The sequence below is a fragment of the Pontibacter brevis genome, assembly GCF_054779655.1.
This window is the reverse complement of the sequence record NZ_BAAGXV010000086.1, coordinates 14629-32568: the sequence shown is the minus strand read 5'-3', so window position 1 is coordinate 32568 and position 17940 is coordinate 14629. Positions and strand designations below refer to the sequence as shown.

The following is a 17940-nucleotide window of genomic DNA, read 5'->3' as shown; positions in this document are numbered from 1 at the left end:
ATACTAATCAGACGCTCGCAGGAGCTGCGCACGCTGCGAGTTCTTTATAACTTTATAACTCTTTAACCTTCTAACTTTTTAACTCTTCTCAACTTTCCTCCTCCTGTCCCATCAGCTCCAGCAGTTCTGAGAAGGTCGCTACCAGTTCTGAATGGTCGCTTTCAGGAAAAGCACTTTCGCAGCGTTTGAGGAACACCTCTTTTTCGCGGAGGGTGTGCAGGTCTACTTCTTCCTGCACCTGCTGCTCCAGCGTTTGTTTTGCGGCCGAGATAAGCGGGGGGCGATGAATGAGCACTTGTATCTCTGGTTTCAGTGAGAGCACCTCCTCCAGTTGCTGGTTCAGGTCGGGGAGGGGAGCGTCGAGCTCTACCTGTACCTCGGCCCAGGCTGTTAAGGCATAGTCGCTGTTATCATACACCGCCAGTTGTTGCTTCACCTTATCTAACGGACCTTTAAAACGGACCAGCTTACGGCAGCAGGGTATCTCCAGCTCCTGCAGGTCGGCCAGTTTACCATCCCTGAAATTCAGTACATAATTTACTTTTTTATCAGTTACCTCGCTGAAGCTTAGCGGAATGGGAGAGCCAGAGTAACGGATATGGTGACGCTTGTTTACCTGCTGCGGGCGATGCAGGTGACCTAGTGCCACATAATCGAACTCCTTCGGGAACTGGTCTGCTCCAATTTGGCCCAGGTTACCCACATGTATTTCTTTCTCACTGTCGGAGGCGGAGCTGCCCGCCGCAAACAGGTGGCCGGTTGCCACCACCGGAACGTTTTGTGCTTTGTACTGCTGCAGATGTGGCACAAATGCCTCGTAATGCGCAGCGATACCCTCTTTAATCCGTTGTTCCCGCTCCTCATAGCTCTCGCCCGCCACAGACAACCGGATGTCGCGGTCACGGAGGAAAGGCACTGCACATACCACCAGTTCGAGTTCGCCCTGCGGATTACGTAGTTCAATCAGTTCATCCAGCGGGTCGGGCGTGGCACCACCAATTACGTAGATGTTGAAGCACTCCAGCAGTTCGCGTGGGGCATTGAGAGTAGAAACAGAATCGTGGTTACCGCCCGTGATGATGATGTGGCGGCAGCAGGTGGCACATACCTTGCGCAGGAAATCATAGTACAGTTTCAGGGCTGTGTTGGAGGGAGCGCCGTTGTCAAACACATCGCCCGCCATAATAAGCGCCTCTACCTGCTCCTGCTCAATGGTTTGCAGCAGCCAATTCAGGAAGTACTGGTGTTCTTCTGTGCGTTCGAGGTTAACGAGGCGCTGGCCCAGGTGCCAGTCTGAAGTGTGTAATACGCGCATATCCCTTACCTTATCTCCTAATCAGCCCTAAGATACAGCAGAGCACAGGCATATTACAAGTTGGCGGGAAAGCTTTTATCAACAGGTTATTAACACCTGCGGAGTTTGCGCATCAAAGTAAGACTTTATTAATCAGCCCGGATAACAGAGCCTGGTGGTAAACTGGAGCGGATATGCCCGGTAAAAGATGTACAGGAAGGCAGTAGCTAACTCGGAGATGCGCCTGTAAAGCAGGAAGGGCCGGAGAATTTGATTCCTCCGGCCCTTCCTGCTGTGCTTATTCTTCACTACCCTGTTCAGTAGGCAGGCCTGCTTCTTTCAATTCCTGATAGCCGCCAATGTTGTAGATGTGCTGAAAGCCTGCTTCTTTCATCAGTTCTGCGGCTTTTCCGCTGCGGTTTCCGGTAGCACAGTAAAGGTAATAGACCTTGTTCTTTTTCCAGTTCTTCATTTCCTCGGCAAAGTTACCGCCTCTGTAATCGGAGTTGATTGCGCCAGACAAATGACCGGCAGCAAACTCTTCCGGTGTGCGCACATCTACCAACATTGTCTTGCTGCTCATGCGTTGCCGCTTAAATTCCTGTGTGGTTAAATCCTGAACCTCAACAGGTGTGTTTTGCTGTGGGCGTGCACAACTGAAGGCCATGATGGTAACAAGTATGAACAATAAATTTTTCATATAACTCTACGTGTTAAACTGGCAGTTATGGAGACGATCAAAGTTAAGAAAAAAGGATGCTGATCTAACTGCTACAGCCTGATATTTCCTCATGGCCATGACTCCCTGGAAGGAGAGGGTGTTAAACCTGTTTGCCTCTGTTGATAAGGTCTATAATAGCTGTAAGTGTTGTGTCGGCAAGAGAGTAGTAGATGTTTTTGCCTTCGCGGTGGGTGTTCACAATGCCTTTGTCACGCATGGTAATGAGGTGGTGTGAGAGGAGAGACTGTTCAATATTAAGAACTTCCTGTAACTGGGTTACCGTCATTCGGTTGCGCTGCTCCAGCAAGTCAATGATGCTGATACGCATGGGGTGCGCCAGGCACTTTAATACGTTCGCGGCCTTTTCCAGTTTTTTCTTGTCTAACCTTACCCTTAAGCTGTCCATGTTGTCCCTAAACATTGTGTGGCAAATATATGGCCGTGTGTTCATGTATAATTAAACATACAACCAGCAGCCGATGGAAGTTCCTTCCCGTTTGTTTTTCAGCAAAATCGGCACCTGGTAAAAGAAAAGCAGCACCGGCAAGGCCAGCGCTGCTTTTGAAAACAGGTATAAAAGGTTGGTAAATATTAGTTAGGCTGCATGGAGCTGGCGTGCTGCACAATGTCCACACCCAAGCCTTGTGCTATGCCCATTCCCAGGCCAATGTCGGCACGGAAGAAGTGGCACAGCTGGCGGTTGATGATTTCGTCTTTTTTCGGTCCGTTGATGCCTTTCATAGCACCCACTATGTTGTTGATAGTGTTTTGTTTCGCCTCCACAGTCATCAGTCGGAACAGGTCGCCGGGTTGTGTATAATGGTCGTTTTCATTTACGCCGTTGCGGTCGTACCAGTCTGCTAGTACATTCTGGCCCAGGTTCTCAGCTTTCTGCTTGTATGTTTCATCGGCATAAATAGAATCGAAGCTGTTTGGGAAGTAGTTAGGCTTGCTGCCTCCGTTTCCGTCTACACGCATGGCACCGTCGCGCTGGTAATTGTTAACGGCAAATGGGCATCGGTTTACCGGGATCTGCTCGTAATTGGCACCAATGCGGTAACGCTGGGCATCTGAGTATCCTAGTATGCGGCCCTGCAGCATTCTGTCTGGTGAAAAAGCGATACCGTCAACCACATGGGCAGGAGCAAAGGCTGCCTGCTCTACGTGTGCGAAATAATTGTCAGGATTCTCGTTCAGTTCCAGCACGCCCACATCTAGCAGCGGGAAGTCTTTCTGCGACCACACTTTGGTTACATCAAAAGGGTTCCACTTGTAGTTGGCAGCTTCTTCCTCTGTCATGATTTGCACTTTTACAGCCCAGCGCGGAAAGTCGCCTCTGTCAATCGCCTCTACCAGATCACGCTGTGCCTGGTCCGGGTCGATGCCCTTCATTCTGGTGGCTTCCTCATCCGTAAAGTTCTGGATGCCTTGCAGTGTCTTGAAGTGGAATTTTACGTAGTGGCGCTCATTTTCTGCATTGATGAAGGCAAAGGTGTGGCTTCCGAACCCGTGCATGTGGCGGTAAGAAACAGGTGTACCGCGGTCGCTCATCAGGATGAGCACCTGGTGCAGGCTTTCTGGGTTCAGGCTCCAGAAATCCCACATCATGGTTGCGCTCTTGGTGTTGGTGTAAGGGTCGCGCTTCTGGGTATGAATAAAGTCAGGGAATTTTTTCGGGTCTTTGATAAAGAAAACCGGCGTGTTATTGCCTACCAGGTCCCAGTTACCGTCTTCGGTGTAAAACTTCACGGCAAAGCCACGAGGGTCACGCTCACTGTCGGCACTTCCTTTCTCACCTCCCACAGTAGAGAAACGCAGGAACACGCGTGTTTCTTTCCCGATTTCGCTGAAAACTTTGGCACGGGTGTATTTGGTGATGTCGTGGGTAACGGTGAAGGTACCATAGGCGCCGGAACCTTTGGCGTGTACCACACGCTCCGGGATGCGCTCACGGTTGAAGTGCGCTAACTTTTCGTGCAGGATAAAGTCCTGAAGCAGAACAGGGCCACGTGGGCCAGCTGTCTGGCTGTCTTCGTGCTCATAGTAAGGTGTGCCGGAAGCAGTCGTCAATCGAAGGTTTTTTTCTTTATCACTCATGGTGTAATAGGCTTTGAGATGTTTTACTTATGATTCAAAGCTACCTGGGTGAGGATTATAAACCAAATCGATTAATTTTATACCAATATAGTTTTAGTTGATGATGCCGCTCCTGCGGCTCCTTTCATACATTTATCGTAAAGCTGCTATATAAAATATTTCATAAAGCGGCTCCTGAATCCTCTTGAAATAAAGAGTTGCCTACACGTGGTCTGGCAACAGTTGCCTGTTTACAGCCTCTCAGAATGCCTCACCGAGGCCAACATTGATAGCAATACCTTCCTGGCCAAAGCCGATGTCGAGCCGTGAGTGGAGTTTCTCTTCCGGCAGCAACCTTAAGCGGAATCCGGTACCCACGGAGTACTTGAGGGTGGAGATGGTGTTCTCTGAAAACTCATTGAATACATTTCCTGCTCCTGCAAAGGTCACCATACCCAAGCGCCAGAAAAGCGGGAAACGGTATTCTGCCTGCACACCGGCAAAGTTATCGGCCATAAAACGGTTGCGGGTGTAGCTGCGCAGAATCTGCTCGCCGCCTGCTGTGGCTAATCGCTGCACCGGCACCTCACCATTGTTCAGGTTCACGACTACGTTGCCCGCCAACACATGGTCAGGCTTTAAGCCCCAGTATTTGCTGGCAATAAAGTTGTAATTGTTGTAGTTGAAATCGCCACCAAAGGATTCGCTGAAGCGATGTGCAGAAGCTTCTAGGTAATAACCACTGCTGGGAAAAGCTACGTTGTTCCTGTTATCGTTTATGACCGTAATGCCTAGGCCCACATTCACCCCACCCTGGTAACCCGGAATTTGCTGCGTCAGCAGTTGGCTCTGCTGTTCGCCATTAGCCGGGTTCAGCTCTGTCTCGTAGTAATTGGAGGCCTGGAATTCAGGACCAATGAAAACCCGGTTGCCAATGTTTTTAAGAGGAGCCACCCGGGCGGTGATGTATTTATGTCTGAAAATTTCTTCGGCATCGTCGGGCGTGTCGTTGCCAATGCCGTAAAAGCGGTCGCGGTAAATGCGGTGGCGCACCTCTCCACGTATAAAATACTTTTCGTCGCGGGTAAAGATGTTCCAGAAAAGCCACTGGTGCGTTTGCCTGTTGGTGGTAAAGTCTGTGAACAACCGGGCAAGTGAGAGCCTGGTAAAGGTGGTGTCGGTTTTGCTCCTTAACTTGAGATAACCAACTACAGTAGCTCCGAAGGCAAACTTGGTGTTGGGGGTATAGTAGACAATCGGCGCCGGTATGATGCCTCTTTTGGTGCGGTCTGCCTGAACTTCTTCTATTGCAATGGGCTTCTCTTGCGCTACGGTGGGCTGTGCAGCAAAAAGCATGATAGAGCAGCTCGCTATCAGAAAAAATTGTTTGGTGCTTAGCATGTGCGTTAACGTGTAGACGTGATTCATCTGACTTACTTACGTTAAAGCTGCTGCTGCGTATACCAGAGCAGGGAAGGATAATTGTTGTTTTTAGTGAAAAATTATGTTATATAAAGTAAGCTGTTAGCAACCATTTTAGCAGTATCGTACATAAGAGAAATAAACAGCAGAAAAAGTTATAAATTTGCTGCTCAGGTACGGGCTGCTGTACCCGTGAAGCTAAAAAGCTTCCCCAATGACAATGTAAAAATTGCTGCCTTCACGACCGTAGCCAACGTCAATTCGAATATTCAGCTTTTGCTCTTTGTTAAGGGCATAGCGAAGGCCGGAGCCGATAGAATATTTGAGCGTGGAGAACTGCACATCAGAGGTTTGGTCAAACACATCACCGATGCCTGCGAAAGTAGCCAAGCCAAGCCTGCGGTACAGCGGAAAACGGTATTCAACCTGGGTGCCGGCAAAGTTGTCGTCCAGGAAACGGTTACGGGCATAACCGCGCAGAATCCTGTCGCCGCCGGCAGGAGCCATGCGCATCACAGGCACCTCTCCGTTATTCAGGTTGAGCACGGTATTGAAAGCCAGCACCCGGTTCGGCCGCAACTCAAAGTACTTGCTGAAGTTAAGGTTCACGTTCCGGTAGTCAAAGTCACCGCCCAACATCTTCCCGAAATTATACACAGAGGCTTCGAAGAGCATGCCGCTGCTGGCAAACGCCGTGTTATCGCGGGTGTCGTACAGGAAAACCAAACCGGCTCCGCTGTTCAGGCCACCTTTGTAACCGGGTATCTGCTGTGCCTGCAGCAAACTTTCACGACTATCGCTTAGCGAATCGTAACTCAGGTTGTAATAATTTGTCAGCAGGAAGTCAAGGCCAACAAACACACGGTGGCCAATGTTTTTTAATCCGCCCAACCGGGCACTTACAAAGTTGTAGGCATACTTACCTTCGTCTGCCAACACAGTATTGTTGCCAACACCATAAAACCTGTCGGTATACACCCGGTGGCGCAGTTCGCCGCGCAACAGGTACTTTTCCTCCCGCGTGAACACCTCCCAAAGCAACTGCTGATCCATCTGCTTGTTGAGTGTGTAATCGGCTAAAAGCCTGGCGGTGGAAAGGCGGGTGGAGGTGGAATCGGTGCGGCTTTTCAAACGGAGGTACCCGATAACGGCGGCACCCAGGCCAAGACGGGTGTCGGGGGTATAATACACCACAGGTATCGGGATCAGGCCTTTCACGCTTTCACTGCTCTTTTTAGTGGCAATGGTGTCAGTAGCGGTTTGAGCCAGTGTCGTGGCGGTGGTGCCCAGAAAGCAGCAGCTTATCAGCAGCAGGAGAGAGGTGTTTTTTCATAAGCGTACTGCTAATAAGATGATAAGAATCTAGAGCATTTAAACCTAAAAAATTATAATTTTTATCACATTAGTGCAATGAAATATAGTATCTTATCCTGAAATAAACTATAGCCGCCGCTAAGAGCAATAAAATAAAGTATGATGTCGAAACTTTAATGCGGCATGATTACATTTGGTGTATCTAAACAACCTTATCACTTTACTAATCTAATTGATGAAGAAAATCTTAACCATTGCAGTCTGCCTGGCACTTGGTGCAGGCAACGTAATGGCGCAGGAGACTTTTCCGCGCAACGGGGTGTATGACGAACGCTCCGGCTTAGTGGCCTTCACTAACGCTACTATCCATACCGATTATAAAACCACACTACCGAATGCTACCCTTGTTATCCGCAATGGCAAGGTAGAGGCCGTAGGAGCCAACGTAAAAGTGCCTGCGGGTGCTGTGGTGGTCGATGCAAAAGGCAAGCATATTTACCCGGGCCTCGTGGACATGTTCACCAGCTACGGTTTGCCAGAGGTAAAGAGCGAGCGCAGAGGCTATGGCTCACCGCCGCAACCAGACACGGAAAAAAAGGGAGCTTTTAACTGGAACCAGGCTATCAGGCCGGAAACCAATGCCGTGGAACTATTCAAAGCCAACAAAAAGCAGGCGGAAGAGCTGCGCAAGCTTGGCTTTGGTACTGTGCTGGCCGTGCACCGTGATGGTATTGCCCGTGGTACTGCTGCTTTGGTAACGCTGGCAGACAAGCGTGAAAACGAAGTGGTTGTGCTGGAGAAAGCTGCCGGCACTTTGTCTTTTGACAGAGGTTCTTCCAAGCAGGATTATCCTAACTCGCTCATGGGTGCCGTTGCCCTGCTGCGCCAGACGTACCTGGATGCGCAGTGGAATGCACAAAACTCAGAAAAAGAGCAGAACCTTTCGCTCAATGCCTTCACTGCGGCAAACAAGTTTCCGCAGATTTTTGAAGTAGATAACAAGCTGAACGTGATGCGCGCCGACAAGGTAGGCGACGAGTTCGGCAAGCAATACATCATCAAAGGTGCCGGCGATGAGTACCAGATGCTAAAGCAGGTAAAAGAAACAAATGCGCCAATTATCCTGTCGCTGAATTTTCCGGCCGCCTATAGCGTGGAGGATCCATTTGATGCACGTCGTGTGTCTCTGGAAGACATGAAGCACTGGGAAATGGCTGCTGCCAACCCTGCCATGCTGCAGAAAGCCGGTGTCACCATCGCCTTCACCGCGGCTGACCTGAAAGACAAAAAAGACTTCCTGCCAAACCTGCGCAAAGCCATAGAATACGGCCTGCCGGCAGAAGAGGCACTGAAAGCCCTCACGGTTACGCCAGCTAAGTTGCTGAACGCTGACAAGAAAGTGGGCAGCCTGAACAAAGGTTACCTGGCTAACTTCATCATCACAAGCGCCGACCTGTTCGACAAAGAGAACGTGATTCTGGAGAACTGGGTGCAGGGCAACCAGTACAAAGTATCTGAAGTGCCTGCCGATTACCGCGGCGTTTATACTTTGAAAATGGCCAACCAGCCGGAGCGCAAACTGATGATTGCCGGAACACCGGAGAAGCCTGAGCTAAAAGTAATTGCACAGGACACGGTAAAAGGCAACATTTCCTTTAATAACAATTTAGTTACGCTTTCCTTCAACAAAGACAAGAAGAGCAAGGAAAGCATCCGTTTGAGTGGCTGGTTAAATGAGAAAAACCTGCAGGGCGAAGGCCAGTTACCGGATGCTTCCAGCGTGAAGTGGACGGCTGTTTTCTCTGAGGCCCTGAGCCAGAAAGCGAAAAGCGACAGCACGAAAACAGCGAAGCCAGTGGAACTGGGCAACATGATTTATCCTTTCCAGGCTTTTGGTGCCGCTGAGCTTCCAAAGCAGGAAACAGTGCTTATCAAAAATGCCACTGTCTGGACAAACGAGAAAGAAGGCATCATGCAGAATGCCGATGTGCTGCTGAAGAACGGTAAAATTGCCAAAGTAGGGAAGAACCTGAGCGAGTCCGGGGCGCGCGTCATTGACGGAACAGGCAAACACGTCACACCGGGTATCATCGATGAGCACTCGCATATTGCGCTGGATGGCGTAAACGAAGGCACACAGTCCGTGACAGCAGAGGTACGTATGGCCGATGTGGTAAACCCGGAAGACATTAACATATACCGCCAGCTGGCGGGTGGCGTGACTACTTCGCAGTTGCTGCACGGTTCTGCTAATCCGATTGGTGGACAATCGGCGGTGGTGAAGCTGCGTTGGGGTAAGAGCGCGGATGAGATGCTGCTGCCGGATGCAAAGTTTATAAAGTTTGCCCTGGGTGAAAACGTGAAGCACTCTAACCGCAGCAACCTGCACAGCATCCGTTTCCCGCAGTCCAGAATGGGAGTGGAGCAGGTGTATGTAGATGCCTTTACCCGTGCCAAGGAATATGACCAGGCCTGGAAGAACTACAACAAACTAAGCAGGCGCGAGAAAGCCAAAACACCGGCTCCCCGCCGCGACCTGGAACTGGATGCACTGGTAGAAATCCTGAACGACGAGCGCTATATCACCTGCCACTCTTATGTGCAGTCCGAAATCAACATGATGATAAAGGTAGCCGAGCAAATGGGCTTTAGGGTGAACACGTTCACGCACATCCTGGAAGGGTATAAAGTAGCCGATAAGATGAAAGAACATGGCGTAGGTGCCGGTACTTTTTCTGACTGGTGGGCTTACAAAATGGAGGTGAAAGACGCGATTCCATACAACGCCGGTATCATGAACAATGTGGGCGTGTTAACGGCCATCAACTCGGATGACGCTGAAATGGCTCGTCGCCTGAACCAGGAGGCAGCCAAGAGCGTGAAGTATGCCGGTGTGAGCGAAGAAGACGCCCTGAAAATGGTAACCCTGAACCCTGCCAAACTCATGCACCTCGACGACAGAATGGGTAGCCTGAAAGAAGGCAAAGACGCTGACGTGGTGCTGTGGAACGACCACCCGCTTTCTATCTATGCCAAACCGCTGAAGACGTTTGTAGACGGTGTTGCTTACTACGACCTGGAGCGTGATGAGCAAATGCGGGTGGACCTGGAGAAAGAGCGCATGCGCCTGGTGCAGAAAATGCTGAACGAGAAGTCTGGAGGTGCCAGAACACAGGCTCCTGTAACCAGAAAGGCCCGTGTGGTGCATTGCGAAGATGTGGAGTTCAACGAGGAAGAGGCTTATTTAGCCCATTAATTGTTTGTTGTTGATTGTAAGTTGCTGCCTCAGGGCATAAACAACAATCAGCAGCCATCAATCAACAATTTAAATAGAATGGATATCATGAAATTCAAAAACACATATATAACTGCAGCATTAACGGCGCTACTTAGTGTACCAGCCCTGGCACAGGTGCCTGCACCTGCTCCGAAACAGAGCAAGCCGGTGTTGCTGAAAGGTGCCACGCTGCACGTAGGCAATGGGCAGGTAGTAGAAAATGCTGCCGTAGGTTTTGACAACGGCAAGATTACGTACGCAGGTCCGCAGAATGGTGCCAACCTGGGCAACTACGAAGTAGTAGACGTGACAGGGCAGCATATTTATCCTGGCCTGATTCACCCAAACTCCACGCTGGGTCTGAACGAAGTGGAGAGCGTGCGCGCCACCATCGACTGGCGTGAAGTAGGGGAGTTCAACCCGAACGTGCGCTCCATCATTGCTTATAACACAGACTCTGATATTATCCCGACGGTGCGTACAAATGGTGTGCTGATGACACAGCTGACACCTATCGGTGGCACTATTTCCGGTACTTCCAGTGTCGTGCATTTAGATGCCTGGAACTGGGAGGATGCCATGATGAAAGCCGATGAGGGTATTCACCTGAACTGGCCAAACATGCTCATCCAAACAGGTAACAGCGACAGTGATGCAAGACTGAAGCGTATGGCAGAGGGCCGTGAGGAAACTCTGGCTGAACTGACAAAGCTGATGCGCGATGCAGCAGTATACAAAGCAGGCAAGCACGACAATGAGAACCTGAAACTGGCGTCTATGGCTGGTCTGTTCAACGGGTCTAAGAAGTTGTACATTCATGCCGACTATGGCAAGGAAATCATTGAGTCTGTAAACTTTGCGAAACAGCATGGCGTGAAAAACATAGTGATTGTAGGTGGAGGAGATGCCATCGCTGTAGCTGACTTCCTGAAGGCGAATAACATTTCTGTCATTTACTCTGGTGTGCATGCCCTGCCATCGCGTGCCGGGGAAGATGTAGACATGCCTTATAAAACGCCTTACCTGTTGCACAAAGCAGGCATCCCGTTCGCACTGGACTACAACACGAGCATTCACGGTATCCGTAACCTGCCTTTTATAGCAGGTACTGCCGCTGCCTATGGCCTGGACAAAGAGCAGGCTTTAGCCGCTGTTTCCCTGAATGCTGCCAAAATACTTGGCATTGACAAGCAGGTTGGTTCTGTAGAGGTAGGCAAAGATGCTACTATCGTGGTATCTGCGGGCGACCTGCTGGACATGCGCACCAGCAACGTGACGCACGCCTACATCCAGGGCCGCAACGTAGACCTGAACAACAAGCAGAAAGTTTTGTATGAGAAGTTTGATAACAAGTACAAGACACAGGAGAAGCAAGCAACTGGTACACCTACTTCTATGAAGAACTAAATCAGGAATAGACTGCTGTTAAAAAAAGGAGCTGCCGGAAATCCGGCAGCTCCTTTTTTTGTACCTTCTGCGGAACACTGCTTTTGGTACAGGAGCGGTAAATGCCTATTAAGCAGAAACAGCGGTATCCTCCACTTCCTGAAACCTACACTGTGTTTCTGTCAACAAAAAAGAAAACCCTGCGTTTTTGGCGCAGGGTCCTCAGTAGGTTATTACAAACAATCAAATACTAAACAAAAATTCTTATATGCTTTGCCAGCCATTGTAGAGAACTAGCTGCACCGGAGTGAATGAGAGGAGGGCCGTTAAGCCAAAGGCAACAGTAAGTTTTTCATGAGCTTGGAACAGGCATTTTCAATTGGATAAAGCTAAGGAACCAGGCTGTCTCCGCCTAAAGATTTAGATGAACTGCCCGAATTTCTCGACGTTCAGGGTTAAAACATCATTTGCCACTCCTGTTACCGACAAATAAAAAGAGAGGCCGCAAATTTTGCAGCCTCTCTTAACTTCAATTCGTTTTGAACTGGTATCTAGTATGGTTTAGCGGAATGTGAGTCATTCTGTGCCTGTTCCACCCCTTCATGTCCTGATGTGTTACCCATTGGCCCGTCTGTACCCTGTATTTCCTTTTTCATTTTCATCATCTTCTCTGTCGCCATCTGAATGCCTTCTCTAACCCTGTGGCCGTAATCTTCATCTGCCTGTGTAAAGTGTTCCAGCATCTTGTCCTGAATGCGCTTATCACAGGTGGCCAGGTCATTGGACAGGTTGGAGATTAATTCTTCGCGCTCCCAGTCCTCAAAGTTGCGGTAAGTCTCACCTGCCTGCTTAAATGGATTTTTGCGGTCTATAGCCTGGCGTGTCAGGTTCGCCTCGTAGCGCGGCATATAATCCTTTCCTGGTTTTGGAGCCTCCGACAAACCTCCTAAAACAGAAGGTTCGTAGTTTACGTGCTTGTTCTGGCCCGGTGCCCAGTCCGTTTTGTAGGACATTTGACCACCTCGCTGATTTGTATGCACCTTATTTTTAGGAGCATTAATTGGTAACTGCAGGTAGTTGGCTCCTACACGGTAACGCTGTGTATCAGAGTATGAGAAAGTACGGCCCTGCAGCATCTTGTCATCTGAGAAGTCCAGCCCGTCAACCAGTACACCTGTACCGAAAGCCGAAAGCTCTACTTCGTTGAAATAATCTTCCGGGTTCCTGTTGAGTGTCATTTTACCAACCGGCAGGAAAGGGAACTGGTCCTGAGGCCACAGCTTGGTGTCATCCAGCGGATCGAAATCCAGTTCCGGATGCTCATCATCACTCATTATCTGTACATTCAGTTCCCACTCCGGGTAGTCTCCGCGCTCAATGGCTTCATACAGATCCTGCGTAGCGTGGTTAAAGTTTTTAGCCTGAATTTCCTGCGCCTCTTTGCTTGTCAGGTTGCGGATGCCCTGCTTCAGTGGCTCCCAGTGGTATTTCACCAGCACAGCTTCGCCGTCTGCGTTCACCCACTTATAAGTGTTTACACCCGAACCCTGCATCTGGCGATAGTTGGCCGGAATACCCCATGGCGAGTACAGGAACGTAATCATATGAGTTGCTTCCGGAGTGCCCGAGAAAAAGTCGAAAATGCGCTCAGCGCTCTGTATGTTCGTGATTGGGTCAGGCTTCTGGGAGTGAATCAGGTCCGGGAACTTCATCGCGTCGCGGATAAAGAATATCTTAAGGTTGTTACCTACTAAGTCCCAGTTACCGTCTTCAGTGTAAAATTTTACAGCAAAACCGCGTGGATCACGAAGGGTTTCCGGTGAGCCGGACGGGTGGCCAACAGTGGAGAAACGCACAAACACAGGTGTTTCTTTGCCTTCCTCCTGAAACAGCTTAGCACGGGTATATTTCGCGATAGGCTGGTCTCCAACTTTTCCATAGGCTCTGAATACGCCGTGTGCACCTGCTCCTCTGGCATGTACCACACGCTCCGGAACACGCTCCCGATCGAAGTGAGAGATTTTTTCTATGAAATGGTAGTTCTCCATGGTAGCAGGACCACGGTTGCCCACAGTTCGGATATTCTGATTATCCGTAACCGGGTGGCCCTGGCGGGTGGTAAGCCTGTTGCCTTGCTGCCCATTTTGCCCATTGCCTGCTTGCATTCCTTCGTTTTTCTTGCCGTTTTCGCTGTTTTCTTTCATAATGATAGGTTAGGTGTTTTGATAAGAGACACGTTTACTTTCATGCTTATACTTTATAATATCCTGAAATGGTTATAGATTTTTTCTATCTTGTATCTATAGAATTTATAATAGGCTTGTTGGTGTATACGAGGAGAAAGTAGATTCGTGCAAAGGCTGGTGGAAGAGACCATACCTATATGTTTGAAGCCAGACACTTCTTCTTCGGCGCCCATTCTGTTAAGATGCGCTGTTCCATGTTGATGAATCGTGCGAAAGCATAGTGAAGGCAGTGCCTTTACACATAGCTTCCTTAAAGGCATTTAAGAGGTGAAAAATAACGTTGGCGGCTAAGGTTCGTTTATATAGGTAGAGTTGAAATTAAAATTAAACTACACTATAACTATGGAAAGAGACGACCAATATTACAGCCGCGACTATCGCAACAATGATAATAAACGAAATACAGACCGGAATCACCGTAACAACAATGATGGCTTAGAGAACTACAGGGACCGCTACAGCAGCGGTGGAAATTATTATGGTATGCGGGATCAGAATGCTGAGTACCGGAATGTGCGCAGCACTGGCAGCAATGCCTATGGCAGAGGACCATCTTCAGGCCCTGTAGAAGGATACCAGTCCAGCAACCGCTATGGTTCTTCCGGCAATAATCAGGACCAATACCGCTATGGCGATCCGAACCCATACATGGGAAACGACAGAAACGGTGGATACGACCGCACCAGAGGCACAGGCTGGCGTGATAACAATGACCGCTACAGCCGTGACAATGGCCGCTATAGCAACAGGGATCAGGGAAGAGAAGGCGGCTACTCCCGCGGGGATAACAGTTACCAGTATAGCGGCGGAGGCAGACGTTACGGCGATTTTGGCCGTGATGAAGGCAGAACCTATAACAGGGACCGAAACAGTGGCTACAATGCAGGTACAGAAGATAGCTACTATGACCGTTCAGATTTTAAATACGACCGCGCAGACAACAACTACCGTGGCGAAGACCGCAGTAGAAACACTAGCTACAGCCGGGATAACGACCGTTATTTAGACAATGAGGACTTCCGCTACAGTGGCCGTATACAAAACTCCGGCAGCGACCGTGACGATAACTATGCTACCGGCCTTTACTCCTCTAACCGCGACTACGTGAGCGATCAGCAGTCCGACAGCGATGGAGACCGTGTGAGCAGCCGTCACAACCGTTACGGCAGATCAGGCCCTGATTACCGTGAGAGTTCTGCCATCACCAACTACAGTGAAAACGGTGGCCAGGTTCGTGGATAAAGAACAGCAAATTTAATCAGAGCAGGAAGCCCACATGTTGTGGGCTTTTTGTTGTGCTATACTTTAGCTAAAGCCTTGCGTACTATACATGCAACAGCTGCAAGGCCTGTATGAATAACTAAACCCACAAGTATGATGAATAAACTAACCGCTATGCTTCCGGTGGCAGTCCTGCTACTTTCCCTTTGCAACGCCTGTACACTCAAGAAAAACACCATCACTACAGAAACAGAAATTATACAGGATGCTTACTGGGTACTATTGTCATTGGAAGGGCAGAACGTGCAGGCACCCCAGGACACACGCACCGCTTATATACGATTCGAGGAAAACGAAAATGACATTTCGGGGTTTACGGGCTGTAACAGACTGAGAGGCAAATATTCTTTAACTGAGCAGCGCCTGCAGCTATCAGACTTAAGCACTACCCGAATGTCCTGTGCAGAAATGGGTATGGAGAATAAGATGCTGGAAGTGCTAGGCCGTGTAAACACCTATCGGATAGCGGGGGATGTGCTTACCCTGTATGAGGGCGACAAAGCTGTGGCTACCTTTAAGACAGGAAACCTCCAGATAATGGAAAATGATATGGACCGGAACAGGACAAACGGCAATGATTAAACCATTCGTAAAGCCTGTTTGAAGTGAGTAAGGTAAAAGGCTGCATCCTGCACAACAGCAGATGTAGCCTTTTACCTTTACAGCGGTTGCACGGCAGGGGGCTCTCCAGATGTAAAACGGCAAACATGACGCTCACCTTTACTACCCATAGCTGTGTAAACTACTTGCTTTGAGAAGTCTTCAGCAGAAGCTCGTTAAAGTTTTCCAACAGGGTGATGTATTTGCGCTGCAGCGTTACAAGCTCCTGTTCACACTCTTTCATGTTGTTTGGCTTGTAAGGCTCTTGGGGAGCACTGTCGAATTGCAACAGCAGGTTATTACTGACAGGTGCCTGTGGCTTTGGTGCCTCTTTTTTTACAGTTTTACTCAGATGCGGGAACTCCAGTGAGAAGTCGTGGTGTATCACCTCGCCTAATTTGAGTATAAAGCTGTAAGGAATACTTGATTCCTTAAATTTATTGTAAAGTGTTTTGCGGCTGATGCCAATTTTCTCTGCTACCACACCTACTGCCACACCGCTCGCTTTGATGGCATCTTTAATGATTTCGCCTCTGTGTATACCTGTTTTAATCTCTGTCTGCTGCATGTTACCTGCTTGTGTAAGGGTGTATATCTATACAAATATAGGTAACCGATATGTATGATATGTGAATGTGGACAAATTTTACACGCCTGTGGATGAGCGTCTTTCCTGTGTTTTAATTTTATAAATTGGTAGTTAGTGAGTTAGGTATGTAAAGCCTTGTAAAGGCAAACCTTTCTATCCTGTCTATACACACTTTATCCACATTCATAACATGAAACCAAGTTTCATTCTTCTCCCTGCTGTAGCCAGAAAAACGCCCTGTAAGGTGTAGGGGCGCAATATATTTGTTCAAACACGTAAACTATGGTGGGGAAATACGTATTTTTATTAAGCCATTGTTAAATTTCTCCAGGTTATGTTAAGAAACAGTGCCAAAAAAGCTGTAGAAGATGTATTAAGTATTGAGTTAGGAGAGAAAGAGTCTCAGGAATTATATTACAGCATTTGCAACTACTTGATTGATCACGATGATGCCTGCTACATTGGTGTGATCAGATTTAAGTATTCACTGCTTTGTGATGGCATAGACAGTGATGTGAGCGACTATTTCATAATGGAGTTCATGTTAGAGAAAATGAGGCAAAAGCATCCCATCATTCTGATGGCCCTGACAAACATCGTCATCAGTAAGTCCTGATCCATTCTGTTTCAAATCACATAGCCGCGGTTGATAATACAGGTGCATCCCTTCTTTTTTTACAAAAGAGGATGGTTATGCTGCCTGTACTTTAAACGGAACTGGCCCCAGCAGTTTTTACATCAGGTAGAACTTTTCAGGCGCCAGTGGTTTCGGCACATCCTCCTCTTTCAGCACCTGCCTGATATTGATTTCTATGGTTCTGGCAATGGCTGTTACAGCTGTGTCCGTTGGTCTGTTTCGGAAGGGGTCCTGCATGTGCTTGCCGGTTTTCTCTAATAAGAAAAAGGTCGAGGCGATCATGGTCAGGAGCGGAATCTCAAAAAAGCCAATGGTTTCCACTAATGCAAGCGAAAGCACCACCAGGAACAGGTAAATGAAGAAGTGAACGAAAATCCTGTAGGTAACCGGGAAAACCGTGCTGTTAATTCTTTCCGCTTTTCCCATCGAGTCACAGAGGCGCGTAATGGTGCTGTCTATCTGTACTTGCTGGAATGGGTTTACATCCTCGCTCAGGTAAAGTTTTCGCAGGTCTTCCGTATGCAGCATCAACAGGGCGAAGGGCTTATTGTTCTGTGTCTTAATAAAATTTATGTCTTCATCCGACAGGTTGCTTACCTGATCTGCAGCAATAGGGTCCAGGCCCCGCAGTGACTGGCCAAGGCAGTAACACCAGGCAATCTGCCTGTGCGCCATTTTTTTCAACAACATGGTGCCAGTATCGCTTTCCCGTCTTACAAATCCCTTCAGTTGCATAACAAAGGAACGGGAGTCGTTCACGATAGCTCCCCACACCTTACGTGCTTCCCACCACCTGTCATAAGACTGGTTCAGGTTAAAGGCCAGTATCAGGGAGATGGAGGTCCCCAGGATAGTAGGTAGCTGGAAAGGAATCTGAGGAAGATGTTCTGCCACAAACAGCTTCAGGATATGAAACACAACGGAGAAGCACAAAACACTTATCACATCCTTCCGAACCTTTTTGTAAACATACCTGACGGGAATTGGCTTTTCTACTAGCATGCAATATGTCTTTTGTTGAGTTCATACATTCTGCTCTGGAACGCTGCATTACCAGAAGGCCATGCTTTGGCGCCTGGAGCAGCCAAAGCACTTTA

The 17940-nt window shown here is 48.7% G+C and carries 14 protein-coding genes; 5 read left to right on the top strand and 9 right to left on the bottom strand.

Translation table 11 applies throughout. From position 1 onward, the window contains the following. Positions 1 to 88 precede the first annotated feature (88 nt). The 6 genes from ACYVB1_RS18635 to ACYVB1_RS18610 form a co-directional block, all read right to left on the bottom strand. Positions 89 to 1315 carry an exonuclease SbcCD subunit D C-terminal domain-containing protein gene (locus tag ACYVB1_RS18635; protein ID WP_460925316.1) on the bottom strand — a complete coding sequence of 409 codons (1227 nt, stop codon included), beginning with the start codon at positions 1313 to 1315 and terminating at the stop codon, positions 89 to 91. Between the two features lie 277 nt (positions 1316 to 1592). Continuing rightward, on the bottom strand, positions 1593 to 1994 hold the full coding sequence (locus tag ACYVB1_RS18630) for a rhodanese-like domain-containing protein (RefSeq protein ID WP_460925315.1): 402 nt from the start codon (positions 1992 to 1994) through the stop codon (positions 1593 to 1595). 121 nt (positions 1995 to 2115) lie between these two features. Beyond that, positions 2116 to 2421 (bottom strand): ArsR/SmtB family transcription factor, encoded by a 306-nt coding sequence (locus tag ACYVB1_RS18625; protein ID WP_460925314.1) that lies wholly within the window; start codon positions 2419 to 2421, stop codon positions 2116 to 2118. Positions 2422 to 2606: 185 nt separating this feature from the next. Then, complete coding sequence (locus ACYVB1_RS18620; RefSeq protein ID WP_460925313.1) at positions 2607 to 4112, bottom strand: catalase; 1506 nt, start codon at positions 4110 to 4112, stop codon at positions 2607 to 2609. A 240-nt stretch (positions 4113 to 4352) separates the two neighbouring features. After that, positions 4353 to 5519, bottom strand: a complete 1167-nt coding sequence (locus ACYVB1_RS18615) for a BamA/TamA family outer membrane protein (protein WP_460925312.1) — start codon at positions 5517 to 5519, stop codon at positions 4353 to 4355. Positions 5520 to 5711: 192 nt separating this feature from the next. After that, a complete protein-coding gene (locus ACYVB1_RS18610) occupies positions 5712 to 6731 on the bottom strand; it encodes a BamA/TamA family outer membrane protein (RefSeq protein ID WP_460925311.1) in 1020 nt (339 codons plus the stop codon). A gap of 331 nt (positions 6732 to 7062) precedes the next feature. Between ACYVB1_RS18610 and ACYVB1_RS18605 the strand changes: the two genes are divergently transcribed. Both ACYVB1_RS18605 and ACYVB1_RS18600 read left to right on the top strand, forming a co-directional pair. Beyond that, on the top strand, positions 7063 to 10083 hold the full coding sequence (locus tag ACYVB1_RS18605; RefSeq protein WP_460925310.1) for an amidohydrolase family protein: 3021 nt from the start codon (positions 7063 to 7065) through the stop codon (positions 10081 to 10083). 87 nt (positions 10084 to 10170) lie between these two features. Next, entirely contained in the window at positions 10171 to 11511 is a 1341-nt protein-coding gene (locus tag ACYVB1_RS18600; RefSeq protein WP_460925309.1) for an amidohydrolase family protein, read from the top strand. A 530-nt stretch (positions 11512 to 12041) separates the two neighbouring features. Here ACYVB1_RS18600 and ACYVB1_RS18595 read toward each other — a convergent pair. Next, entirely contained in the window at positions 12042 to 13655 is a 1614-nt protein-coding gene (locus tag ACYVB1_RS18595) for a catalase (RefSeq protein ID WP_460925379.1), read from the bottom strand. 423 nt (positions 13656 to 14078) lie between these two features. Here ACYVB1_RS18595 and ACYVB1_RS18590 point away from each other — a divergent pair, with 423 nt between their 5' ends. Both ACYVB1_RS18590 and ACYVB1_RS18585 read left to right on the top strand, forming a co-directional pair. Continuing rightward, the gene (locus tag ACYVB1_RS18590) at positions 14079 to 14978 is read left to right on the top strand and encodes a hypothetical protein (protein WP_460925308.1); all 900 of its coding nucleotides are present in this window, start codon (positions 14079 to 14081) and stop codon (positions 14976 to 14978) included. Positions 14979 to 15110: 132 nt separating this feature from the next. After that, entirely contained in the window at positions 15111 to 15599 is a 489-nt protein-coding gene (locus ACYVB1_RS18585) for an META domain-containing protein (protein WP_460925307.1), read from the top strand. Between the two features lie 160 nt (positions 15600 to 15759). Here ACYVB1_RS18585 and ACYVB1_RS18580 read toward each other — a convergent pair whose 3' ends face one another. Next, positions 15760 to 16185 (bottom strand): hypothetical protein, encoded by a 426-nt coding sequence (locus ACYVB1_RS18580; protein ID WP_460925306.1) that lies wholly within the window; start codon positions 16183 to 16185, stop codon positions 15760 to 15762. Positions 16186 to 16540: 355 nt separating this feature from the next. Between ACYVB1_RS18580 and ACYVB1_RS18575 the strand changes: the two genes are divergently transcribed. After that, on the top strand, positions 16541 to 16822 hold the full coding sequence (locus tag ACYVB1_RS18575; protein ID WP_460925305.1) for a hypothetical protein: 282 nt from the start codon (positions 16541 to 16543) through the stop codon (positions 16820 to 16822). Between the two features lie 117 nt (positions 16823 to 16939). Here the strand turns inward: ACYVB1_RS18575 and ACYVB1_RS18570 are convergent, their stop codons facing one another. Next, complete coding sequence (locus tag ACYVB1_RS18570; protein WP_460925304.1) at positions 16940 to 17845, bottom strand: bestrophin family protein; 906 nt, start codon at positions 17843 to 17845, stop codon at positions 16940 to 16942. Positions 17846 to 17940 lie beyond the last annotated feature (95 nt).